Annotated in this window: 16 protein-coding genes; 8 read left to right on the top strand and 8 right to left on the bottom strand. The window is 67.3% G+C overall.

The annotated features are described in order from the left end of the window. Positions 1-42: 42 nt before the first annotated feature. On the top strand, positions 43-2,151 hold the full coding sequence (locus A9976_RS02875) for an EAL domain-containing protein (RefSeq protein WP_183017727.1): 2,109 nt from the start codon (positions 43-45) through the stop codon (positions 2,149-2,151). Between the two features lie 51 nt (positions 2,152-2,202). On the opposite strand, the gene flhC is transcribed toward A9976_RS02875, so the two are convergent. The 5 genes from flhC to A9976_RS02900 all read right to left on the bottom strand — a co-directional run bounded on the left by flhC (position 2,203) and on the right by A9976_RS02900 (position 6,771). Continuing rightward, positions 2,203-2,745, bottom strand: a complete 543-nt coding sequence (flhC, locus tag A9976_RS02880) for a flagellar transcriptional regulator FlhC (protein ID WP_183017728.1) — start codon at positions 2,743-2,745, stop codon at positions 2,203-2,205. 27 nt (positions 2,746-2,772) lie between these two features. Further along, a complete protein-coding gene (gene flhD, locus A9976_RS02885; RefSeq protein WP_012204159.1) occupies positions 2,773-3,099 on the bottom strand; it encodes a flagellar transcriptional regulator FlhD in 327 nt (108 codons plus the stop codon). Positions 3,100-3,417: 318 nt separating this feature from the next. Beyond that, positions 3,418-4,332: a sulfurtransferase gene (locus A9976_RS02890; RefSeq protein WP_183017729.1), complete on the bottom strand. Its 915-nt coding sequence runs from the start codon at positions 4,330-4,332 to the stop codon at positions 3,418-3,420. A gap of 93 nt (positions 4,333-4,425) precedes the next feature. Next, entirely contained in the window at positions 4,426-5,331 is a 906-nt protein-coding gene (locus tag A9976_RS02895; protein WP_183017730.1) for a DMT family transporter, read from the bottom strand. 300 nt (positions 5,332-5,631) lie between these two features. Next, positions 5,632-6,771, bottom strand: coding sequence for an aromatic ring-hydroxylating dioxygenase subunit alpha (locus A9976_RS02900; RefSeq protein WP_183017731.1), 1,140 nt, complete (start codon positions 6,769-6,771; stop codon positions 5,632-5,634). Between the two features lie 340 nt (positions 6,772-7,111). On the opposite strand from A9976_RS02900, the gene xseB reads away from it, so the two are divergent. The 5 genes from xseB to A9976_RS02925 all read left to right on the top strand — a co-directional run bounded on the left by xseB (position 7,112) and on the right by A9976_RS02925 (position 13,154). Beyond that, on the top strand, positions 7,112-7,348 hold the full coding sequence (xseB, locus tag A9976_RS02905) for an exodeoxyribonuclease VII small subunit (protein ID WP_012204163.1): 237 nt from the start codon (positions 7,112-7,114) through the stop codon (positions 7,346-7,348). Between the two features lie 8 nt (positions 7,349-7,356). Next, the gene (locus A9976_RS02910; protein ID WP_183017732.1) at positions 7,357-8,307 is read left to right on the top strand and encodes a polyprenyl synthetase family protein; all 951 of its coding nucleotides are present in this window, start codon (positions 7,357-7,359) and stop codon (positions 8,305-8,307) included. A gap of 203 nt (positions 8,308-8,510) precedes the next feature. Beyond that, the gene (dxs, locus tag A9976_RS02915) at positions 8,511-10,391 is read left to right on the top strand and encodes a 1-deoxy-D-xylulose-5-phosphate synthase (RefSeq protein ID WP_183017733.1); all 1,881 of its coding nucleotides are present in this window, start codon (positions 8,511-8,513) and stop codon (positions 10,389-10,391) included. Between the two features lie 234 nt (positions 10,392-10,625). Beyond that, positions 10,626-11,708: a TRAP transporter substrate-binding protein gene (locus tag A9976_RS02920; protein WP_183017734.1), complete on the top strand. Its 1,083-nt coding sequence runs from the start codon at positions 10,626-10,628 to the stop codon at positions 11,706-11,708. Between the two features lie 366 nt (positions 11,709-12,074). After that, positions 12,075-13,154, top strand: a complete 1,080-nt coding sequence (locus A9976_RS02925; protein WP_126311788.1) for a TRAP transporter substrate-binding protein — start codon at positions 12,075-12,077, stop codon at positions 13,152-13,154. Between the two features lie 146 nt (positions 13,155-13,300). Here A9976_RS02925 and A9976_RS02930 read toward each other — a convergent pair whose 3' ends face one another. The 3 genes from A9976_RS02930 to A9976_RS02940 form a co-directional block, all read right to left on the bottom strand. Beyond that, positions 13,301-15,130, bottom strand: a complete 1,830-nt coding sequence (locus A9976_RS02930) for a TRAP transporter large permease subunit (RefSeq protein ID WP_183017735.1) — start codon at positions 15,128-15,130, stop codon at positions 13,301-13,303. 17 nt (positions 15,131-15,147) lie between these two features. Further along, positions 15,148-15,756 (bottom strand): TRAP transporter small permease subunit, encoded by a 609-nt coding sequence (locus A9976_RS02935; protein WP_183017736.1) that lies wholly within the window; start codon positions 15,754-15,756, stop codon positions 15,148-15,150. 176 nt (positions 15,757-15,932) lie between these two features. Continuing rightward, complete coding sequence (locus A9976_RS02940; RefSeq protein ID WP_183017737.1) at positions 15,933-17,099, bottom strand: helix-turn-helix domain-containing protein; 1,167 nt, start codon at positions 17,097-17,099, stop codon at positions 15,933-15,935. Between the two features lie 265 nt (positions 17,100-17,364). On the opposite strand from A9976_RS02940, the gene A9976_RS02945 reads away from it, so the two are divergent. Both A9976_RS02945 and A9976_RS02950 read left to right on the top strand, forming a co-directional pair. Then, the gene (locus A9976_RS02945; protein WP_013803615.1) at positions 17,365-17,841 is read left to right on the top strand and encodes a (2Fe-2S)-binding protein; all 477 of its coding nucleotides are present in this window, start codon (positions 17,365-17,367) and stop codon (positions 17,839-17,841) included. 29 nt (positions 17,842-17,870) lie between these two features. Further along, positions 17,871-20,261, top strand: a complete 2,391-nt coding sequence (locus A9976_RS02950; RefSeq protein ID WP_183017738.1) for a xanthine dehydrogenase family protein molybdopterin-binding subunit — start codon at positions 17,871-17,873, stop codon at positions 20,259-20,261. Positions 20,262-20,265 lie beyond the last annotated feature (4 nt).

Genomic DNA, 20,265 nt, shown 5'->3' on the forward strand with positions numbered 1-20,265 from the left:
CAGGAGCGCCTGACTTCTGCCGGGAACAAAAGGGTGGGAGCCATGGGCAACAAGACGCCACGGGCCGGCTTTCCGGACGTGCAACTGTTCCTGACGCAGCGCCTGGCCAGGCTGGCCGGCGCCAACTCCATGCGGGCCATTCGCGAGGGCCTGCTCTGGCTGGTTCCATGCCTGCTGGTCTCGGCCCTGTTCCTCATCCTGTCGGCGCTGGCGCAGATGTCCGGCCAGCCTGAATCCGTGGTGCGGGTGCTGGCGGGCCTGCACGCGGAGATCGGCAGCATCCTGCCGCTGCTGGTGGCCGCGTCCATCGGCTACATGCTCTCCATACGCCACCGGCTGCCGCGCCTGCCGGTGACCTTTCTGTGCTTTGCCCATGTGCAGATGGCCATCTTCCTGTTGCGCGAGCATCCGCGCGCTGCGGCCACCCTGGTGCTGTTCATCTCCATCGCCTCCCCCCTGATCACCGTGCCCCTGATGGCGCGCCTGAGCCGGCTGCGCTGGACGCGCATCGCGCGCACCGGCTTCGTGAGCGAGAACGTGCGCGAGGTCATGAACCTCGTCGTTCCCGGCGCCCTTGTCGCCGTGCTGCTCGTGCTGCTGCTGCTGGGCCTGCACCTGGTGCTGCCGGATATCTCGCAGGCCGAACTGCCGCTGGCCATCGCGGGCCCCGAAAACCCCTACCGCAGCGGGCTGACGCTGGCACTGCTCAATTCCGTGTTCTGGTTCTTCGGCGTCCAGGGGTACTACGCCATGCAGCCCTTCTTCCAGGTGCTGGACCAGGCGGTGGTGGCCAATGCCGCCGCGATGGCGCAGGGGCTGCAGGCGCCGTGGGCGCTCAGCGGCGGGCTGATGGGCTCCTTCGTCTTCATCGGAGGCTCCGGTGCAACGCTGTCGCTGGCGCTGGCCGTGCTGCTGTTTTGCCGGGGGCGGGGCCTGCGCGTGCTGGCGCTGGCGGCGCTGCCCATCTCCTTGCTCAACGTCAACGAGATCCTGCTGTTCGGGCTGCCGATCATCCTGAACCTGCGCCTGCTCGTGCCGTTTCTCGCGGTACCCGCCATCAACCTGGTCGTGGCCGTCACGGTGGTGCAGGCCGGCTGGGTGGCACCGGCCTCCATGGTGCTGCCGCTGACCGCGCCCGTGGTCTTCAATGCCTATGTGAGCACGGGCGGGGACATGGCGGCCGTGGTGCTGCAGCTGGCATTGACGGCCCTGGGCGCGCTGATCTATGCGCCCTACGTGCGGGCCATCGACCGGCTGGGCCAGGACGATGGTCCCATCGTGCTGCACGCGCTGGACACCACGTTCTCGCGCCTGCCCGAAGAGGCCGGCCTGATCGCGCGCGATCCGCTGGTGCAGGCGCACCAGGCGCAGGCCCGGCGCGAGACCATGCTGGCGCATATCCGGCGCATCAGCGAGTACGAGTTCCACCTGGAATTCCAGCCCCAGGTCTCGCACCGCAGCGGCCTGTGCCTGGGCTGCGAGGCCCTGCTGCGCGCGCGGGACGCGCAGGGCCGCTTGCAGCAGCCCGGCAGTTTCCTGCGCTGGCTGGCCGATGCGGGGCTGATGCGCGAGGTGGACCTGTGGGTGGCGGGCGCAGCCGTGCGCCAGAGCCGGCACTGGCGCCAGGAGGGCTTTGCCATGCCGATCAGCATCAATGTGTCGGGTGCCACGTTGACCTCGCCCGAGTACTGCTCGCGCCTGATGCTGCTGCTGGCCCAGGCCAGGGGGCAGGTCGGCGTGGAGATCACGGAGGAAGAAATGGTGGGCGACGTGGAGGCGATCCGCCGCGCCATAGGGCAGATCCATGCGCTGGGCGCCAAGGTGTCCATCGACGACTTCGGCACCGGCTTCTCGTCCATGAGCTACCTGCACCAGTTCGACGTGGATGCCATCAAGATCGACCGCAGCTTCGTCGTGGCCAGCGGCCATGCCAAGGGCGAGCTGGTGCTGGACGGCCTGCTGCGCTTTTGCGAGGCGCTGCAGCTGAACGTGGTGGCCGAAGGCGTGGAGACCGAGGCGCAGTTGCAGGCCCTGGGCTTCGAGGGCGAGCTGCTGGTGCAGGGCTGGTACTTCAGCCGCGCCCTGCCGGGCGAGAAACTGCCGCAGTTCGCCAGGGACTGCGCCGCCAGGGCAGGCGGCGGGACGGTCTAGATTCCTGGATTCCTGTGGCGGCATCGCGGGCGCGATGCGCAGCGCGGATCATCAGTGCAGCATCAGCGAGCCGGCGCTCTTGCTCTTGCCGGCGCGTGCGGGCGGATTGCACAGGCCGCACTGGTAGTGGCGCTCGTTCTCGTAGGGCTCGGTCACGAACTGGCCCTTGCACACCGTGCACTGGGTGCGGGTCAGCATCTGCGCGTCGACGAACTTCACCAGGCGCCATGCGCGGGTGAAGGACAGCAGCGCCTCCAGCTCGGCGGCCTGGATCTGCTCGGTATAGAGACGGTAGGCCTTGGTCAGTTGTTCAACGGCGTCCAGCTCGGCGCCCTTGGACAGGTATTCGTAGATGTTCAGGAACAGCGAACTGTGGATGTTCTCCTGCCAGGTCAGGAACCAGTCGGTCGAGAACGGCAGCTGGCCCTTGGAAGGCGACTTGCCGGCGATCTCCTTGTACAGGCGGATCAGGCGCTCGTAGGACAGCGTGGTCTCGGATTCGAGCACCTGCATGCGTGCACCCATCTCGATGAGCATGGCGGCACGCTCGATCTGCTTGGACTCGTTCAGGACACTTTTGGCGGTGGTGGACATGGCGGGCTCCAGAGTTCTTCAGGCGGATCAGAGGACTTCGGAGACGCGGCTGGCCATCAGGATGTTGGCATGCAGCGTATTGGTCGCACCGTTGCCGATCTTGTTGCTGCTGTGGTTGGTCAGCAAGCTCCAGACCATTTCGTCGTCCACCCGGAAGCTGGCGAGCAAGGTGTTGCGCGAGGCCAGCTTCAGCACCTGGGCTGCCGACAGTGCGGCCAGCAGGTCGCACGATTCTTCGTTCAGTCCCAGGCGGAACACCGCTTCGGCCTTGTCCTGGCGGATCAGGGTCTGGGCCAGCATCAGGTAAGTGAGGTTGGCTTCGCGGATTTCGGCAAGCAGCTGTTCATTGTTCATAGGACCATCCTTTGCATCTCGGCAGCCGCAACGCCCGGGAAGAAACAAGATGTTCAACCTGTTGCGATCTGTTGAGATGGATTGTGGAGGAGGGCCCTTCGCCGTTGAAGTCGGGGCAGGTCTGCGCCGGATGTCTGGTTGTGAGACGGCGTTTGTAAGATTTACCTTACATCTGTAGCAAGGTTTGGATGACTTGGGTTTCACCGGCTTCTGCCGAACGGCGCTTGCCGGGACGCTGTTGCGGCAACTGTGTTGTATGTCGGTCTTTTGACACAGTGCTGTCATTGTGCAGCCTCCCAAGGGGAGGCATAAGCCGAATTAGCCGCGCTCCACCGGCCTCTTCGGGTCACTGCACCACTCGCTCCAGCTGCCCGCGAACAGCCTTGCAGGCGGCAGCCCCGCAATGCGCATGGCCAGCAGGTTGGGCAGCGCGCTCACGCCGCTGCCGCACTGGTGCACCACGCTGGCCGGATCGCGGCCTGCCAGCAGCTGGTCGAACTCCGCGCGCAGCAGGGCCGCGGGCTTGAAGCGGCCGTCGGCGGCGATGTTCTCGGTGAAGGGCCGGTTGAGCGCGCCCGGGATATGGCCGGCCACCGGGTCCAGCGGCTCGACCTCCCCGCGGTAGCGGGCCGGGGCGCGTGCATCGAGCACGGTCTGGCCGGCGTTGCCCAGTGCATCGAGCACCTGCTGCGCCGTTGCCAGTTGCTGCAGCGGCTCGCGCAGCTCGAAGTTGGACTGGAAGCGCGCGCTTTCCTCGCCCGATGCCACGGGCTGGCCTGCGGCCTGCCAGGCCTGGAGGCCTCCGTCGAGCACGGCCACATCGCCATGGCCGGCCCATTGCAGCATCCACCACAGGCGCCCGCAGTAGTTGGCGCCGTTGCGGTCATAGACCACGGCCTGCATGTCGTTGGAAAAACCGATGCTGGACAGCCACACGGCAAAGCGTTCGCGGTTGGGCAGCGGATGGCGGCCGCCCGAGGCGGCCTGCTCGCTGGCCGCCACGCTGCCATGGGCGCCGGGCACGCCATGCTTGGCGCTGAGGTCATGGTCCAGGTCGGCGAAGACGGCGCCTGGAACATGGGCCTGCAGGTACTGGGCCTTGCCGGCCGCAGGCTGGGCCAGGTCGAAGCTGCAGTCGAAGACCATCAGCGGACGGCCACCGGCCTGCAGCGCGGCCAGCTCCTGGACGGAGATCAGGGTCTGGTGGGTCTGGTAGGTGGTGTTGGAAGTCATGGATGCGGAACTCCGAAGGCCTGTGCAGGCGGCGGGGTGCCTGCGGCAAAAGATCCGATCCATTATGCGACGGCCCCGGGCAGGCTGGCAGCGTCAGCCGCGCGAACGCAGGGCCGTGGCCAGGGCGCCGCTGGCCACGATCAGGGCAATGCCGGCCCAGCCGATCAGCGGCACGCTTTCGCCGAACATCGCCAGGCTCAGCAGGGCCGCGAAGACGATGCCCGAATACTGCAGGTTGGCCACGACCAGAGTGTTGCGGCTGTTGCCGGCCGAGGCGTAGGCCGCCGTCATGCAGACCTGGGCCACGGCGGCCAGCACGCCCACGGGCAGCAGCCACAGCGCGCGCCAGCCCGGCCAGGCGGACACGCCCGTGAAGCACATGGCCAGGGCGCCGGCCACGGCCGAGCCCAGCGCGAAATAGAAGACCACGCGCGCCTCGGGCTCGCCCATGCGCGACAGCGTGGCGACCTGCATATAGGCCATGGCGGCGAACACCCCGCCGACCAGGCCGCCCGCGCTGGCCACGAACTCCTGTGGCGCCGCGCTGGGGCGCAGCACCAGCACCACGCCCACGAAACCCAGGGCCACGGTGCCGACCAGGCTCCACGGAAACGGCGGCAGCGCGCGCAGCGCATGCGATTCGGGCTCGCGGCGCAGCTGGTGGCGCAGCAGCAGGCCCTGGCCGATCAGAAAGACCGCCATCCAGATGCTGCTCATGGAGTTGAACGTGGCCGCCGTGGCCAGCGGCAGATGGCCGATGGAGTAGAACCAGGCGCCCATGGAGGTCACGCCCACGAAGCTGCGCCAGGCATGCTCGCGCGGATAGCGCGTGGCCAGCGAGATGCCCTGGTGGCGTGCCAGCCACCACAGCGCCACCATGCTCACCAGCCCCCGGTAGAAGACGATTTCCGCCGCATTGAAATCCTGGGAGGCGAACTTCACACACACACTCATGACCGCGAAAACGAACGCGGCCGCCACCATCCACAGGGCTTGCATATTAATGATCGGATAGTGCCGCGCAAGACGGCGGCGCTGGACAGAAAAGGGGGTTGGTTGGGCGCATGCCGTCCTCGCCGCAGGCGGCTCGGGGCCGTGGCGGGGACATGGGCCAGGGAACTGTATTGCATCCGCCAAGACATTGGAGTCGCCTCGGAATGAATTGCCGCCGCCAGCCCCACCCATCGGGCACGACAGGCCACTTGTTTCCCGAGGGGCCGTGCTGCCGGCGCATCGCACAATGCAAACGGCCCGCTTCGCAGGCGGGCCGTTTGCATGGAGTGCGGGAGTCGCGGGGGGTCAGCGCCGGGGCACTGCGTCACCCATCACGCCGCGATACCACTCATGGAAGTGCTGCATGCCGTCTTCCATGGGGCTCTGGTAGGGGCCGACCTCGTTGTCGCCGCGCTCGTACAGCGCCCTGCGGCCGGCGTCCATGCGCTCGCCGATCTCGTCGTCCTCGATGCAGGTCTCCATGTAGGCGGCCTTTTGCGCCTGCACGAATTCGGGCTCGAAGGCCGCGATCTCTTCGGGGTAGTAGAACTCGACCACGTTCAGCGTCCGGTCCACCGCCAGCGGGTGCAGGGTCGAGACCGTGAGCACGTGCGGATACCACTCCACCATGATGTGCGGGTAGTAGGTCAGCCAGATCGCGCCGCGATCGGGCAGCTCGCCGTTGCGGTAGGCCAGCAGCACGTCGTGCCACTTCCTGTAGGTGTCCGAGCCGGGCTGGGCAAAGCCGGGCGCCACGCCCACGGTCTGTACCGAGTACTCCTTGGCAAACTCCCACTGCAGGTCATCGCAGGTCACGAAGTTGCCCAGGCCCGGGTGGAAGGGGCCCACGTGGTAGTCCTCGAGGTAGACCTCGATGAAGGTCTTCCAGTTGTAGTTGCACTCGTGCATCTCGACATGGTCGAGCACGAAGCCCTCGAAGCTCAGCTGCTCGCGCAGCTTCATGCCGGCCAGGTCGGACTCGATGTCGCGGCCGTTGTCCTCGAACAGCAGGCCGTTCCACTCGCGCAGCCGGTAGTTGTTCAGGTTCAGGCAGGGATCGTGGCTGAAGTGCGGTGCGCCCAGCAGCTCGCCGCTGGTGCTGTAGGTCCAGCGGTGCAGCGGGCAGACGATGTTGCCCCCCGCGTGGCCCTTGCCTTCGGTCATCAGGTTGCCCCGGCCCTTGAGCATCACGGCCTGGCGGTGGCGGCAGACGTTGGAGATCAACTCCACCTGCCCCCGGGTATTGCGCACCAGCGCACGGCCTTCCTTTTCCTGGGGCAGGGCGTAGTAGTCGCCTATCTCGGGAACGGCCAGTTGATGGCCCACGTAGCGTGGGCCGCGTTGAAAGATGGTCTCCAACTCGCGCTGGAACAACGCAGGGTCGAAGTAACTGGAAACTGGTAGTTGGCTTGCGGCCTGCTGCAGTTGAAGACTTAAATCAGACATGGGTGACCTGACCTAAAGACTCCCCACAGGGAGGGTGCGCGTGCGCACGGGATTGGAAAAAGCGAAACCGGCCGTTCCTGGACATGGAGGCAGGCTTCACGACGTGAAAAGAAGCGGCGCCCGAGGCGCTGTGTCTTGTCGATGAGCCCGACCGTATGCCCAGGCAAGGGGCCGGTTTGACGGGGAATGGGATTATAGCCCGTGGGGTTATTTCCGGATGCCCGGTACGTGTATTGCGCGCGCCGGATGCCGCCCGTCAAGGGCTGTCCGGTTATTGGCGGCACGGTCATGGAGGGGCGCCTAGAATCGTCGGTTCCCTACAACGCACCGCCATCGCACCATGCCCAAGGCTGCTCCCAAGGCTCTTGCCGAGCCCACCAGTTACGAATCCGCGCTGCAGGAGCTGGAGCAGCTCATCGCGCAGATCGAGTCGGGCCAGCTGCCTCTGGAGCAGATGCTGACAGGCTACCAGCGCGCGGCGCAGTTGCTCGGCTATTGCCGCGGCCAGCTCGACGCGGTGCAGGAACAGGTCAAGGTGCTTGACGAGGGGACGCTGGCCCCATGGAGCCAGGATTGAAGATTGCCATGAGTGCCGTGATGACTTGCGCTTCCGATGTTTCCCAGCCGACCGTCCCCGGCGCGCTGGATTTTCCCTGCTGGATGACCGATCGCCTTGCGCGCACCGAAAGCGCACTGTCGCAATGGGTGGGCGTGGATGCGCCCGCGGGCCTGGGCGAGGCCATGCGCTACGCCGTGCTCGATGGCGGCAAGCGCCTGCGCCCGCTGCTGGTCTGGGCCGCCGCCGAGGCCGTCGATGGCCTGCAGTCCGCCGCCGTGCGCGCCGGCTGCGCGGTGGAGCTGATCCATGCCTATTCGCTGGTGCACGATGACATGCCCTGCATGGACAACGACGTGCTGCGCCGTGGCAAGCCCACGGTGCATGTGCAGTTCGGCGAAGCCTCGGCCCTGCTGGCTGGCGATGCGCTGCAGGCGCTGGCCTTCGAGCTGCTCGTTCCCGAGCCCGATCAGGCCGGCAGCATGCCGGACGCCCTGCAGGCGCGGCTGTGCCGGCTGCTGGGCCGTGCCGCAGGCGCGCAGGGCATGGCCGGTGGCCAGGCCATCGACCTGGCCAGCGTGGGCCTGCAACTGAGCGAGGCCCAACTGCGCGAGATGCACCGCCTCAAGACCGGCGCCCTGCTGCATGCCAGCGTGCTCATGGGAGCGGCCTGCAAGGAGGGCGTGGATGCCCAGGCCTGGCAGGCGCTGTCCGACTACGGGCAGGCGCTGGGCGTGGCCTTCCAGGTGGTGGATGACATCCTCGACGTGGTGGCCGACTCGGCCACCCTGGGCAAGACGGCCGGCAAGGACGCGGCCAACGACAAGCCGACCTACGTCTCGCTGCTGGGCCTGGACCAGGCCCGCGCCCATGCCGACGAGCTGTGCGCCCTGGCGCACGCGGCGCTGGCGCGCAGCGGCCTGCCGGACACGCGGGCCCTGGCGGCACTGGCCGACATGGTCGTGAGCCGCACCCACTGACAATGAAGCACCCCCTGAGTCGCTTCGCGCCTTCCCCCTCTCTACCCGCTTCACGGGGGAGGGGGACGACACCCTCGCTGCGGGGCGGCCCTTGCTCGGTGTCCCTTGGTGGGGGCGCGCCACTTGCAAGGGTGGCGTTCGATGCCACAGGCAACTGATACGAAAATATGGGCGATGGTCTTGCGGCCATCAAGATATCTAGCATGACCACGAACACCTACTCCCTGCTGCAGACCATAGACGATCCCTCGGATCTGAGGCGTCTGTCGCGTGCCGAACTCAAGACCCTGGCCCAGCAACTGCGTGCCTATGTGCTGGACAGCGTCTCCAAGACCGGCGGGCATCTGAGTTCCAACCTGGGGACGGTGGAACTGACGGTGGCGCTGCATGCGGTGTTCGACACGCCCTACGACCGCGTGGTCTGGGACGTGGGCCACCAGACCTATCCGCACAAGATCCTCACGGGCCGGCGCGAGCGCATGGCCTCGCTGCGCCAGTTCGGCGGCCTGTCGGGCTTTCCGCAGCGCGCCGAGAGCCCGTACGACACCTTCGGCACGGCGCACTCCTCCACCAGCATCTCGGCCGCCCTGGGCATGGCCCTGGCCGCCAAGCAAAAGGGCGAGGACCGCCGCGCCATCGCCGTCATCGGCGACGGCGCCATGACGGCCGGCATGGCCTTCGAGGCGCTGAACAACGCCGGCGTGACCGATGCCAACCTGCTGGTCATCCTCAACGACAACGACATGAGCATCAGCCCGCCCGTGGGCGCGCTCAACCGCTACCTGGCCCAGCTCATGAGCGGGCAGTTCTACGCCAAGGCGCGCGACATGGGCAAGAGCGTGCTCAAGCAGGTGCCTCCGCTGCTGGAGCTGGCCAAGCGGCTGGAACAGCAGGCCAAGGGCATGGTCGTGCCGGCCACGCTGTTCGAGAACTTCGGCTTCAACTACATCGGCCCCATCGACGGGCATGACCTCGATTCGCTGATCCCCACGCTGGAGAACATCAAGAGCCTCAAGGGCCCGCAGTTCCTGCACGTGGTCACCAAGAAGGGCCAGGGCTACAAGCTGGCCGAGGCCGATCCCGTGGCCTACCACGGCCCCGGCAAGTTCGACCCCAGCGTGGGCCTGGTCAAGCCGGCCACGCCCCCGAGGCAGACCTTCACCCAGGTCTTCGGCCATTGGCTGTGCGACATGGCGGACAAGGACCAGCGCCTGGTGGGCATCACCCCCGCCATGCGCGAGGGCTCGGGCATGGTGGAATTCCACAAGCGCTTTCCGGGCCGCTACTACGACGTGGGCATCGCCGAGCAGCATGCCGTCACCTTTGCCGCGGGCATGGCCTGCGAGGGCCTCAAGCCCGTGGTCGCCATCTACTCGACCTTCCTGCAGCGCGGCTACGACCAGTTGATCCACGACGTGGCGCTGCAAAAGCTGCCCGTGGTCTTTGCGCTGGACCGTGCCGGCCTGGTCGGCGCCGATGGCGCCACGCACGCAGGTGCGTATGACATCGCCTTCGTGCGCTGCATTCCGCACATGAGCATGGCCTGCCCGGCCGACGAGCGCGAATGCCGCCAGCTGCTCACCACGGCCTACGAGCAGGACCATCCCGTGGCCGTGCGCTACCCGCGTGGCGCGGGCGTGGGTGTGGCGCCGCTGGAGAGCCTGGAGGGCCTGCCCTTCGGCAAGGGCGAGGTGCGCCGCGAGTCTGCCAAGAAGCAGGTCGCCATCCTGGCCTTCGGCACCCTGCTGTACCCGGCCCTGGCCGCGGCCGAGGCGCTGGACGCCACCGTGGTCAACATGCGCTGGGCCAAGCCGCTGGACGAGGAACTGCTGCGCCAGGTGGCCTCCACGCACGAGCTCATCGTCACCGTGGAAGAGGGCTGCATCATGGGCGGCGCAGGCAGCGCCGTGGCCGAGTCGCTGCAGGCCGCGGGCATCACGCGCCAGCTGCTGCAGCTGGGCCTGCCCGACGAGTTCATCGAGCACGGCGATCCCGCCAGGCTGCTGGCCCTGCAGGGCCTGGACGCGGCGGGCATCGAGGCCTCGGTCCGCGCCCACCTGGCGCCCGAGCGCGCCGTGGCCTGAGCGGCGCCGGGCAGCCGAGCAGGACTACGCGGGGGAAAACCCCGTCCGCGCTTGCTTTGCGGCGTTTTTAGAATCGATACCACCTGATACAGTGTGAATGCACGTGCGAACGTGCGTTTTTTTTGCCGCCGGGCCCCCCAAGGCAGCAGCGACCCCTCGGGGGGCGCGGACCTTGCACAGCAAGGGGGTGGTGGTGGCTTTATCTGACTGACAACACATCGCGGAGAGACATTCATGGACCGTCGTTCGATCATCAAACATGCGGGAATCGCTGGCGTGCTGGCTGTGGGAGCCGCACCCGCAGTCCACGCCCAGGAGGCGATCCGCTGGCGTCTGGCCGCGAGCTTTCCCAAGTCGCTGGACACCATCTTCGGCTCGGCCGAAATGTTCTCCAAGACGCTCAAGGCGATGTCGGGCGGCAAGTTCGAGGTCTCGGTGCATGCGGCCGGTGAGCTGATGCCCGCCTTCGGCGTGGTCGACGGCATCCAGAACGGCACCATCGAGATGGCGCTGACGGCGCCCTATTACTTCACCGGCAAGGACTACATCTTCGCCTTCGGCTGCGCCGTGCCCTTCGGCCTGACCGCGCGCCAGATGGATGCCTGGATGGAGCACGGTGGCGGCCGCAAGCTCATGGACGAGTTCTATGCGCAGTACAACATCAAGAGCCAGAGCGCCGGCAACACGGGCACGCAGATGGGCGGCTGGTTCCGCAAGGAAATCAAGTCGGTGGCCAATCTCAAGGGCCTGAAGATGCGCCTGGGCGGTGGCCTGTTCGGCGACGCCATGCTCAAGCTTGGCGTGGTCGCGCAGAACATGCCCGTGGGCGAGGTCTACCAGGCGCTCGAAAAGGGCACGCTGGATGCCGTGGAATTCGTGGGCCCCTACGACGACCAGAAGCTGGGCTTCAACAAGGTCGCTCCCTACTACTACTACCCCGGCTGGTGGGAAGGCGGCGCCGAGCTGGAGTTCTTCATCAACACCAAGGCGTATGCGGCCCTGTCGCCCGAGTACAAGGCCATGGTCGATGCGGCCTGCAACGTGGCGGCACGCGACATGACGGCCAAGTACGATGCCAACAACCCCGTGGCGCTCAAGAAGCTGGTGGCCGACAAGACCCAGCTCAAGGCCTTCCCCAAGGACTTCATGGATGCCGGCTACAAGGCCGTCATGGAGATCATGGCCGAGCATGACGCCAAGTCGCCCATGTTCAAGAAGATCAACCAGAGCCTGCGCACCTTCCAGCGCGACCAGCTGCTGTGGGAGCGCTTCTCGGAGTTCCGCTACAACAGCTACATGACCACGGCCAAGCTGTAAGGCCAGGTCTGCAGCCAGCAGCACGCACAAGGACGGTCCATGCCCTCCAAGCCTGCAGGCCAAGCCCGCGTCCCCTCTGCCAAATGCAGCGGGGACGGCGGGCTTTTTTGCCGCCGGGCCGCCCCAAGGCAAAAAGCGGCCCCCTTGGGGGGCAGCGGACCTTGCGCAGCGAGGGTAGCGTGGGGGCTTTTTTGCCGCCGGGCCGCCCCAAGGCAAAAAGCGGCCCCCTTGGGGGGCAGCGGACCTTGCGCAGCAAGGGTAGCGTGGGGGCTTTTTTGTTCCGATGATGTATGTGGGCCGAACTGCCAAGAGCAGTCCGGCCTTTTTTGAATGCTCTCAAGCAGAGCGAACCAGGAGGAGACAGTGATGGACAGAAGAAAAGCACTCAAGCACGCCGGTCTGGCCGGTGTATTGACTGCCGCGGCGGCACCGGCCGTTCACGCGCAGGCGGCGGTGCGCTGGCGCCTGGCGTCGAGCTTCCCGCGCTCGCTGGACACCATCTACGGCTCGGCCGAGGTGTTTTCCAAGGCGATCAAGGAGATGTCGGGCGGCAAGTTCGAGGTCTCGGTGCATGCGGCCGGCGAGCTGATGCCCGCTTTCGGCGTGGTCGATGGCGTGCAGAACGGCACGGTGGAGATCGCGCACACGGCGCCCTACTACTTCTTCGGCAAGAACGAGGCCTTCGCCATCGGCGGCGCCATTCCGTTCGGCATGAACTCGCGCCAGCTCACGGCGTGGATCGTGGACGGCAACGGCGGCAAGCTGATGCGCGAGTTCTATGCCGAATACGGCATCGTCAACTTCCTGGGCGGCAACACGGGCGCACAGATGGGGGGCTGGTTCCGCAAGGAGGTGAAGACGCCCGAGGACATCAAGGGGCTGAAGTTCCGCATCGGCGGCTTCGCGGGCCGGATCATCGAGCGCATGGGCGGCGTGCCCCAGAACATCCCGGGCGGCGAAATCTACCAGGCGCTGGAGAAGGGCACCATCGATGCGGCCGAATGGATCGGTCCCTATGACGACCTCAAGCTGGGCTTCAACAAGGTCGCGCCGTTCTACTACTACCCCGGCTGGTGGGAAGGCAGCCTGAACCTCGAGTTCTACGTGAACCAGAAGGCGCTGGCCGCGCTGACGCCCGAGCAGCGCGCCATGGTGCAGGCCGCCTCGCACGAGGCCCACGTGGTCACCCAGGCCCGCTACGACGCCCGCAATCCCGGCGCGCTCAAGCAACTGGTGGCCAGCAAGGCCAAGGTGCTGGCCTTCCCGCAGACCGTGCTCGATGCTTCCTACAAGACCACCATGGCGGTCTATGCGGAGCTGGCCGAGAAAAATCCTGCGTGGAAGAAGATCTACGGCGACTACCGCAACTTCCAGCGCGACGAGGTGCTGTGGTTCCGCTTTGCCGAGGCGCGCTACGACGCCTTCATGTCGGCGCAAAAGCTGTGAAGTCGCGGCGCCCTCGGGCGTCATGCGGGAAAGCCGGGCACTGCCCGGCTTTTTTCATGAGTGCAGGGGACCGGCGCACGCCAGGGCCCGAATGAAAAAAGGCCCCGCGGTTGCGGGGCCTTTGCTGTCCTTGAGGGCGCCTGCGATCAACTGCCGGACTTGCTCTCGCCCGGCGTGGCCGGTTGCTCGCGCTGCAACTGGTCCTGCAGCGCCTTGAGCGCATCGTCCTCGCTGCCCGGGGCCGATGGCTCGCCAGGGGTGCCCTCGGGTGCAGGCGGCTGGTTCGCGCCGTCGCCGTTGAACATGGGGTCGTTGAAGTCGATGGCCTCGGGCATGGATGCCTCCATCTCCTGGCGCACCTTGTCCAGGTCGTACTCCACCTTCTTGTCCAGCCCGCTGGAGACGATGCCTGGGAAGATGATGATCAGGGCCACCATGAACAGCTGGATCAGCAGGAAAGGGATGGCGCCCGCATAGATCTGCATGGTGGTCACGGGCTCGGTCATCTTCTTGGTGACCTTGTCCACGTAGGCCTTGGCCGGGGCCACGCTGCGCAGGAAGAACAGCGCGAAGCCGAAGGGCGGGTGCATGAACGAGGTCTGCATGTTCACGGCCAGCAGCACGCCGAACCAGACCAGGTCGATGCCCAGCTTGTCGGCCACGGGGGCCAGCAGCGGCACGACGATGAAGGACAGCTCGAAGAAGTCCAGGAAGAAGGCCAGCACGAAGATCATGATGTTGACCACGATCAGGAAGCCGATCTCGCCGCCGGGCAGGGACACCAGCAGTTCCTCCACCCACTTGGGGCCGTCCACACCCTGGAAGGTCAGGCCGAACATGGTCGCGCCGATCAGGATAAACATCACGAAGCACGACAGCTTGGTGGTGGACATCAGCGCCTGCTTGAGCAGGTCCATGCTCAGGCGGCCGCGCACGAAGGCCATGATGGCCGCGCCCAGCGCGCCCATGGCGCCGCCTTCGGTGGGGGTCGCCACGCCCAGGAAGATGGTGCCCAGCACCAGGAAGATCAGCAGCAGCGGCGGGATCAGCACGAAGGTCACGCGCTCGGCCATGCGGCTGAGCAGGTGCAGGCCCGTGAGCTTGTTGAACATGGCGGCGATGAAGGCCAGGGCCACGCCGAAGCACATGGACACCACGATGGTCTCGTCCAGCGCGACCTTCTCGACCACCTCGCCGGACCACCAGGTGTGCAGCTGGGGCATGTACTGACCGACCACGATGGAGGCGGCCACGCACAGCACGGTCAGCACCAGGGTGGAGGGCAGGCCGGAATTGCCATTGGGCTCGCGCAGCGTGCGCGCCTCGGGCGGCAGGGCGGGCACCATGGCGGGCTTGAAGATGGCCAGCACGACGATGAACAGCGCATAGAAGCCCGTCAGCATCAGGCCCGGCAGGAAGGCGCCCTTGTACATGTCGCCCACGCTGCGGCCCAGCTGGTCGGCCAGCACGATCAGCACCAGCGAGGGCGGAATGATCTGCGCCAGCGTGCCCGAGGCCGCGATCACGCCCGAGGCCACCCGGCGGTCATAGCCGTAGCGCATCATGATGGGCAGGGAAATCAGGCCCATGGAGATCACCGATGCCGCGACCACGCCCGTGGTCGCCGCCAGCAGCGCGCCCACGAAGATCACCGCAAAGGCCACGCCGCCGCGCACGGGGCCGAAGAGCTGGCCCACGGTCTCCAGCAGATCCTCGGCCATGCCGCTTCGCTCCAGTATCAGCCCCATGAGGGTGAAGAACGGTATGGCCAGCATCGTCTCGTTCTGCATGATGCCGAAGATGCGCAGCGGAAGGGCCTGCAGCAGGGCTTCGGGCAGCACGCCCAGTTCGATGCCGACAAAGGCGAAGAACAGTCCGCAGGCGCCCAGGCTGAATGCCACGGGAAAACCCACGAGCAGGAAAAGTATCAGCCCCGCGAACATGATCGGGGCCAGGTTGTGGATCACGAATTCCATGATGTCTGTTTCCCCGATCAGGCGCTTTGCCCGCTTTTGTCCTTGGCACCTGCCAGCCCGCGCAGGGCTTCGGCCAGGTCTTCCTCGGCGGTCTTCTCGCCCTTCTTGGCCGTGGGATCGTCGATCAGGCCCTTCAGGAAGGCGATGCGCTTGATCAGCTCCGACATGCCCTGCAGCAGCAGCAGCCCGAAGCCGATGGGGATCATCAGGTAGACGGGCCAGCGCACCAGGCCGCCTGCGTTGCCCGACATCTCGCCGGTCTGCATGGCCTGGATCACGAAGGGCGTGCCGAACCACAGGATGGCCAGCGCCATGGGGGTCAGGAAGAAGACGAAGCCGAAGATGTCGATCCAGATCTGCGTGCGCTTGGACAGGCGGCTGGCGATCACATCCACCTTCACATGCTCGCCCTGCAGCAGCGTGTAGCCGGCGGCCAGCAGGAAGGAGGCCGCGAACAGGTACCACTGCACTTCGAGGTAGGCGTTCGAGCTGGTGTGGAACACCTTGCGCACGATGGCATTGATGCCGCTGATGACCGTGGAGGCCAGGATCAGCCAGATAAGCCATCGCCCGACCAGGCTGTTGAGCCAGTCGACCCCCCTTGAGAATTTGAGCAAAGCCTGCATGGTGTCTCCAAAAAGTAGGCTGTATTGGGTCCGTCGCCGTACGCCGGCCTGTAGGCCGGCGCGCAGCGCTCTTGTCGGCGCATGGACCAAAGCCGCCAATTCTACGGAGAGCAGGCTGCCGCAGGCGGCCTGCTTCCCCTAAAAGAAATCCGTGTGAACCCGAGGAAACGTCCCGTTCAGGTTGTCGTGCGGGGCTTGCGCGCCCCCAGTTTGCGGTACAGCGTGGCCCGGCTGATGCCCAGCGCGCGGGCGGCGCGGGCCACATTGCCCTGGGCGTCCTGCAGTGCCTGCTCGATCAGCACGCCCTCGCTGGCGCGCAGCGGGCTGGCCTGGGCGACCGTGGCCGGCGCTGCCGTGCCCAGCGCTGGCAGCAGCTGGCGCAGCTGGGGGCCGGGCTGCACCAGCGCCTGCAGCCGCAGGCCCGACCACAGCGGCAGGCGCAGCGGCTCGTTGGGGCGCTGGCGCGCATGGTCCACCAGCGCCGACCAGGGCATGGCCAGCAGTTCGCTGCAGTGCAGCGGCTGGCCCGGCAGCGACAGCGGCTGGGGCACGAGCTGGCGGGCCAGGGTATTGCCGCCCGCCACATGCCCTTCGGCGTCCACGGCCAGCAGGCCTTCGCCCTCCTGGCCCAGCGGCCCGCCGGGCCAGTTCAGGTGCAGCAGCAGCGCATGGGGCAGGGCGCGCAGCAGGCGGTCCTCGATGGCGCGGGCGCAGCGCAGCGCCAGGTGCACGAGTTCGGGTCGCTCGGACACATCCACGCCCGTGATGTCCAGCATGCCCAGGCAGCCACCGTCCGGGCCGAACAGCGGCGCGCCCGCGCAGCTGTAGTGGCGGTTGGCCTCGAAGAAATGCTCGGCCTGGTGCAGCCAGACGGGGCCATGCTCGGCCAGGGCCGCACCGATGGCCGTGGTGCCCACGCCCTGCTCGGACAGGTCCACGCCCACGCGGGCGATCGCCTGCACCCGCATGTCGCTGCGGTCCAGCGGCCCCTGCACCTCCAGCACGGTGCCGCGTGCATCGGTCAGCAGGCTGAAGTAGCGCATGGCGCCCACGGCGCCCACCAGCTGGGCCATCACGGGGTGCGCGGCCTGCAGCAGCGCCTCATGGCCATCGCATGTCTGGCGCAGCGCATGCGGCCCCAGCGCTTCGTAGACCACGCGCTCGTCCGGGCGGCGGCCTGCCGCCAGGCAGCGCTGCCAGGAGCGCCACAGCCAGGGCGCGATGCCGGGTGGTGAACCGGCCAGCGCCTGATCGCCGAAAGCCAGGCTGCGGGCCCGCGCGACCTGCTGGTGGCGCGGACCGGCGGGGCAGGGCTGCACGGCATCGGGGCTCAGGGCGAACATGGGGCGGAAACTCCTGTGGCTGGCTGGCAAGGGATTGCGAACGGGCTGGCAGGGGGGCAGAAGCTGGCGCAGGCGAAGACCCGGCCGCTGATGGCGGAGGCTGCGCAGGCAACTGTGTCATTTTGAGAATATCCGCGCCGTCCGGCCCGGGCTTGCGGGTCAACCCTAGAACGGGCGCCTGCGGGCAGGGCGACCATGGCAGGCGAGGTTCCCGGCGTTCCCCCACGTTCCAGATCACCGCCGATCACAGGCAGGAGACAGCACGATGAATGTCCAGCTCACCGTCAACGGGCGCGCGCAGCGCATCGACGTTCCTCCCAACACCTTGCTCGTGCATGCGCTGCGCGAGCACCTGCGCCTGACCGGCACGCATGTGGGCTGCGACACCAGCCAGTGCGGGGCCTGCACCGTCATCGTCGACGGCCACGCCGTCAAGTCCTGCGCCATGCTGGCCGTGCAGGCCGAAGGCTGCGAGGTGCGCACCATCGAAGGGCTGGCGGATATCGACGGCGGCCTGCACCCCATGCAGGCGGCCTTCAAGGAGTGCCACGGCCTGCAATGCGGCTTTTGCACGCCAGGCATGGTCATGAGCGCCGTGGACCTGTGCCAGCGCCAGCCGTGCGCGGGCGATCGCGAGATCCGCGAGGCGCTGGAGGGCAACCTGTGCCGCTGCACGGGCTACCAGAACATCGTGGCCGCCGTGAAAAAGGGCAGCCAGGCCATGGCAGGGCCTGCGGCCTGAGCGCCGCAGGCCACCACAAGGAGACAGCCATGGGTGCATCCGACTTTTCCAAGCTCCCCCACATCGGCGAGCCCGTCAAGCGCAAGGAGGACTACCGCTTCCTCACGGGCGCGGGCCAGTACACCGACGACATCGCGCTGGCCGCCCAGGCCCATGCGGTGTTCGTGCGCTCGCCGCATGCGCATGCGCGTGTGCGCTCCGTTTCCACCGATGCGGCCAAGGCCGCGCCCGGCGTCATCGGCGTGCTCACGGGCGCCGATGTGGCGGCCGACAAGATCAACGGCCTGCCCTGCGGCTGGCTGATCACCAGCACCAACGGCGAGCCCATGAAGGAGCCGCCGCATCCCATCCTGGCGCTGGACACCGTGCGCTACGTGGGCGACCAGGTGGCCATGGTCGTGGCCGAGACGCTGGAGCAGGCGCGCGACGCGGCCGAGCTGGTGGAGGTGGACTACGACCCGCTGCCCGCCGTGGTGCTGGTGGCCGACGCGGCGGCGGGCAGGGTGCCCGGCGCGGTGGTGCACGACATCGCCCCCGACAACCACTGCTACAAATGGGCCATCGGCGACAAGGCCGCCGTGGATGCCGTGTTCGCGGGCGCCGCCCACATCGCCCAGCTGGACCTGGTCAACAACCGCCTGATTCCCAACGCCATGGAGCCGCGCGCGGCCATCGGCAGCTACAGCCGTGCCAATGACGAGTACACGCTGTACGTGGCCAACCAGAACCCGCACGTCGAGCGGCTGCTGATGACGGCCTTCGTCATGGGCCTGCCCGAGCACAAGGTGCGCGTGATCGCGCCCGACGTGGGCGGCGGCTTCGGCTCCAAGATCTTCCTGTATGCCGAGGACGTCTGCCTGACCTGGGGCGCGCGCAAGCTCAATCGTTCCATCAAGTGGACAGCCGACCGCAGCGAGTCCTTCCTCACCGACGCGCATGGCCGCGACCACGTCAGCCATGCCGAGATGGCCATGGACGCCAGCGGCAAGTTCCTGGCCATGCGCGTGCACACGGACGCCAACCTGGGCGCCTACCTGAGCACCTTCGCCAGCGCCGTGCCCACCATCCTCTATGCCACCTTGCTGGCAGGCCAGTACGCCACGCCCCAGGTCTACGTGGAGGTCGATGCCTGGTTCACGAACACCGCCCCCGTCGATGCCTACCGGGGCGCGGGCCGGCCCGAGGCCACCTACCTGCTGGAGCGCCTGGTCAGCCGTTGCGCCTGGCAGCTGAACCTGTCCCAGGCCGAGATACGGCGGCGCAACTTCGTCACCAGCTTCCCCTACCAGACGCCCGTGGCCCTGCAGTACGACGTGGGCGACTATGGCGCCTGCATGGACAAGGCCGAGGCCCTGGCCGACGTGGCAGGCTTTGCCGCGCGGCGCGCCGACAGCGAGGCACGGGGCCTCAGGCGCGGCCTGGGCTACAGCAGCTACATCGAGGCCTGCGGCCTGGCGCCCAGCAACATCGCGGGCGCCCTGGGTGCGCGGGCAGGCCTGTTCGAATGCGGCGAGGTGCGCGTGCACCCCACGGGCAGCGTCACCGTGTTCACGGGCTCGCACAGCCACGGCCAGGGGCACGAGACCACCTTTGCCCAGGTGGTGGCCGCGCGCCTGGGGATACCCGTGGAGAACGTGGACATCGTCCACGGCGACACGGGCCGTGTGCCGTTCGGCATGGGCACTTACGGATCACGCTCCATCAGCGTGGGCGGCGCGGCCATCATGAAGGCGCTGGACAAGATCGAGGCCAAGGCCAAGAAGATCGCAGCCCACCTGATGGAGGCCAGCGACGCCGACATCGACTTCGCGGGTGGCGAGTTCACGGTGCGTGGCACGGACAAGAAAATCCCCTTCGCCCAGATCGCGCTCACCGCCTATGTGCCGCACAACTACCCGCTGGACAAACTGGAGCCCGGCCTCAACGAAACCGCCTTCTACGACCCCACCAACTTCACCTTCCCCGCAGGCACCTACATCTGCGAGGTCGAGGTGGACCCGGCCACGGGCGTGGTGCGCGTGGACCGCTTCAGCGCCGTGGACGACTTCGGCACCATCATCAATCCCATGATCGTCGAGGGCCAGGTGCACGGCGGCGTGGCCCAGGGCATAGGCCAGGCGCTGCTGGAAAACTGCGTCTACGACCGCGAGACCGGCCAACTGCTCACCGGCAGCTTCATGGACTACGCCATGCCGCGCGCCGACGACTTCCCCGAGTTCAGGCTCGGGACCGTCTGCACGCCCTGCACGCACAACCCGCTGGGCACCAAGGGCTGTGGCGAGGCGGGGGCCATAGGCTCGCCGCCCGCCGTCATCAATGCCGTGCTCGACGCACTGCATCCCCTGGGTGTCAGGGACCTGGACATGCCGGCCAGCCCGCACCGTGTCTGGTCGGCCATCGACGCCGCAGCCACCTCCTGAGGAG

The organism is Delftia sp. UME58, from assembly GCF_014170385.1.
Taxonomy (GTDB): Bacteria; Pseudomonadota; Gammaproteobacteria; order Burkholderiales; family Burkholderiaceae_C; genus Comamonas; species Comamonas acidovorans.